We start from the raw sequence: 2,679 nt of genomic DNA, 5'->3' as shown, positions 1-2,679 counted from the left end.
TAAGCGTTCATTCAAAGGCGTCCTGCCAATCCACTAAATTTCTCCCTACAGTAACCTCACATGTCCCAACACGAGGTTACCTCCATGAGAAAGCACCGTACCCCAGAACAGTGGCAAGCCCTGGTTGATCAGCAACGTGACAGTGGCCTGTCAGCGCCGCAGTTTTGTCAGCAGGAAAATATCGGCTATGCCAGCTTCTGCCACTGGCGCAAGCGACTGTCAGAGGCGTCGACCGATGACTCGGCTGATGCCAACTTCCTAGACCTGTCATCACTGATGGGGGGATCGTCCTCCTCCGGCCCGGGCTGGAACATTGTGCTGAGCCTCGGCAACGGCGTCGAGCTGCGGTTGAGTCAGAACGGATGATCGGGCTCGATAGCCAGGCCCGGATCTGGCTGTGCACCGAGCCCACCGACATGCGTAAATCGTTTCGGGGCCTGAGCGCCCTGGTGCGGAATCAGTTGAAGCACGATCCGCTCAGCGGTCAGTATTTCGTCTTCGTCAATCGTCGCAAGACCCAGATGAAGATGCTGTATTTTACCACCACCGGTTATTGCCTGTGGGCCAAGCGCCTGGAGCAAGGACAGTTCCGGGTGCCGTTGTCCGCCTCCGGCCAGCGGGCCCTGACCCTGACGGATTTGCAGTTGCTGATCGATGGTATCGAAGTGCAAAAATACCGTCAGTTCAAGCGTTTTCGGGGGGTATAAAGGGCCGATTTTCGGTATCATATCGGCTATGAATTCAACGGCTTCCACATCCCCGTCCAATACACCTTCCTCCTCGGCCCTGGCCGAGGAGAATGCGTTGTTGCGCGAGCAGTTGGACGCTCAGGCGGAAGCCATTCGTCAGTTGACCCATCAACTGGACTGGTTCAAGAAGCAGCTGTTCGGCCCCAAGTCCGAGAAGCAGGTTTATGATATTCCTGAACAGGCCACCCTGTTCTCCTCCGCTGACGCGTCGCTGCCGGAGACACCTGCCGAGGAAGAAAAACGCACCATTAAGGCCTATCAGCGCGGTACCGGCAAAAAGCAGCGGGATGACGATTGCCTGAATGATACCGGCCTGCGCTTTACCGCCGATGTCCCGGTGGAGGTCATCGAGCAACGGCCCCCGGAACTCACCGGGCCGGACGCCGACCAGTACGACATCATTGGCACTAAAACGACGTATCGCCTGGCCCAGCGCGCTTCCAGCTATGTGGTGCTCAAGTGTGAGCGCCCGGTGTTCCGGCGTAAAGGCACGGACCAAAAGCCCGTGACGACGCCAGTGCCGTTCAACGTCCTGGACAACAGCTTGGCAGACGTTAGCCTGCTGGCCGGGCTATTGGTGGACAAGTTCCAGTTCCACCTGCCGCTATACCGCCAACATCAACGCATCCAACAGGCCGGTATCACTCTCAGTCGCAGCACCCTGACCAACCTGGTGAAGCGCACCATCGACCTGCTTCGGCCCATTGTGGATGCCCAGACCGATAACGTGCTGCGCAGCCGGGTGCTGGCGATGGACGAAACGCCCATCAAGGCAGGCCATCAGGGCCGAGCAGGCCCGCAAAAAGGCAAGATGAAATCCGGCTGGTTCTGGCCGCTGTACGGCGATGCCGACGAAGTGGTGTTCACTTACTCGAACAGTCGAGGCCGACTGCACATCGAGCAGGTCCTGAACGATCAGTTCAGTGGCACGCTGATCAGTGATGGTTATGCGGCTTATGCCCGCTATGCCGCGGCCCAACAAGGTATTACCCATGCTCAATGCTGGGTGCACAGCCGCCGTTGCTTCGTTGAGGCCCAGAAGGATCATCCGGAGAAAGCCACCGAAGCCCTGCAGCAGATTGCCAAGCTGTACCAGAATGAAGAGGCGATCAAAACCCAAGGGCTGACTGACGAGAAGAAACACCAGTACCGGCTGGAACACTCGAAACCGGTGGTCGACGACTTCTTCCAGTGGTGCCGGGATCAACTGGAGGGCGGTGGCCTGCTGCCCAGCGAACCGCTGACCAAAGTCCTGAACTACGTACTCAGCCGGGAAACGAGCCTGACGGTGTTCCTGGAAGATCCGGACGTACAACCCGACACTAACCATCTGGAACGGGCCTTGCGGCCCATTCCCATGGGCAAGAAAAACTGGATGTTCTGCTGGACCGAACTGGGCGCGGAACACCTGGGCATCATCCAGAGCCTGATCAGCACCTGCAAACTGCATGGCATCAACCCGTACACCTATCTGGTGGACGTGCTACAACGCATTAGTCAGCATCTGGCCAGCGAAGTAGCGGATCTGACACCGAGACGCTGGAAAACCCGGTTCGCCGACAACCCGTTACGTGCACTGATCGATCCACGCCATCCCGACCGACTGAATAAACAACCGGAGGTCAATGTCCATGCGCATTGAGGACATGAGCATCGACCAGTTGCTGGACCTGAACCAATACATCTGCCGGCGCATTGATGAACTGAGGGACCAGGAAAATCTGCAAGCGCTGAGTCAGTTGCGGGTCGGCCTGAAAGTGACCTTCGAAGGCCGGGAAGGCCCCGAGCTGGGAATCGTCACCAAGATCAACCGCAAGAGCGTCATCGTGTTGGCTGAGGACGGCACCAAACAATACAAGGTCTCGCCGGAGTTATTAAGGCCTCTGCGCGACGTGAAGTAGGTCAACTACGTCGTGGAATGAACGCTTAC

Annotated in this window: 4 protein-coding genes; all 4 read left to right on the top strand. The window is 57.7% G+C overall.

From position 1 onward, the window contains the following. The first annotated feature begins 84 nt into the window (after positions 1-84). Genes tnpA through HVA01_RS17280 form a run of 4 tightly spaced genes read left to right on the top strand, consistent with a single transcriptional unit; the run spans position 85 to position 2,650 of the window. Positions 85-366: an IS66 family insertion sequence element accessory protein TnpA gene (gene tnpA, locus HVA01_RS17295; RefSeq protein WP_146876691.1), complete on the top strand. Its 282-nt coding sequence runs from the start codon at positions 85-87 to the stop codon at positions 364-366. Further along, entirely contained in the window at positions 363-707 is a 345-nt protein-coding gene (tnpB, locus tag HVA01_RS17290; RefSeq protein ID WP_004578760.1) for an IS66 family insertion sequence element accessory protein TnpB, read from the top strand. Before tnpA ends, tnpB begins: the two co-directional genes overlap by 4 nt. A gap of 28 nt (positions 708-735) precedes the next feature. Then, positions 736-2,391, top strand: a complete 1,656-nt coding sequence (gene tnpC, locus HVA01_RS17285) for an IS66 family transposase (protein ID WP_174787794.1) — start codon at positions 736-738, stop codon at positions 2,389-2,391. Beyond that, the gene (locus HVA01_RS17280; protein WP_146876695.1) at positions 2,381-2,650 is read left to right on the top strand and encodes a hypothetical protein; all 270 of its coding nucleotides are present in this window, start codon (positions 2,381-2,383) and stop codon (positions 2,648-2,650) included. Before tnpC ends, HVA01_RS17280 begins: the two co-directional genes overlap by 11 nt. The last annotated feature ends 29 nt before the right edge of the window (positions 2,651-2,679 follow it).

Source organism: Halovibrio variabilis (assembly GCF_007991175.1).
In the GTDB taxonomy this organism is placed as follows: Bacteria; Pseudomonadota; Gammaproteobacteria; order Pseudomonadales; family Halomonadaceae; genus Vreelandella; species Vreelandella variabilis.
This window is presented reverse-complemented; position numbering and strand designations above follow the sequence as displayed.

Coding starts and splice junctions, on each gene's coding strand:
- tnpA (WP_146876691.1), top strand. CDS start 85: ATGAGAAAGCACCGTACCCCAGAACAGTGGCAAGCCCTGGTTGATCAG.
- tnpB (WP_004578760.1), top strand. CDS start 363: ATGATCGGGCTCGATAGCCAGGCCCGGATCTGGCTGTGCACCGAGCCC.
- tnpC (WP_174787794.1), top strand. CDS start 736: ATGAATTCAACGGCTTCCACATCCCCGTCCAATACACCTTCCTCCTCG.
- HVA01_RS17280 (WP_146876695.1), top strand. CDS start 2,381: ATGCGCATTGAGGACATGAGCATCGACCAGTTGCTGGACCTGAACCAA.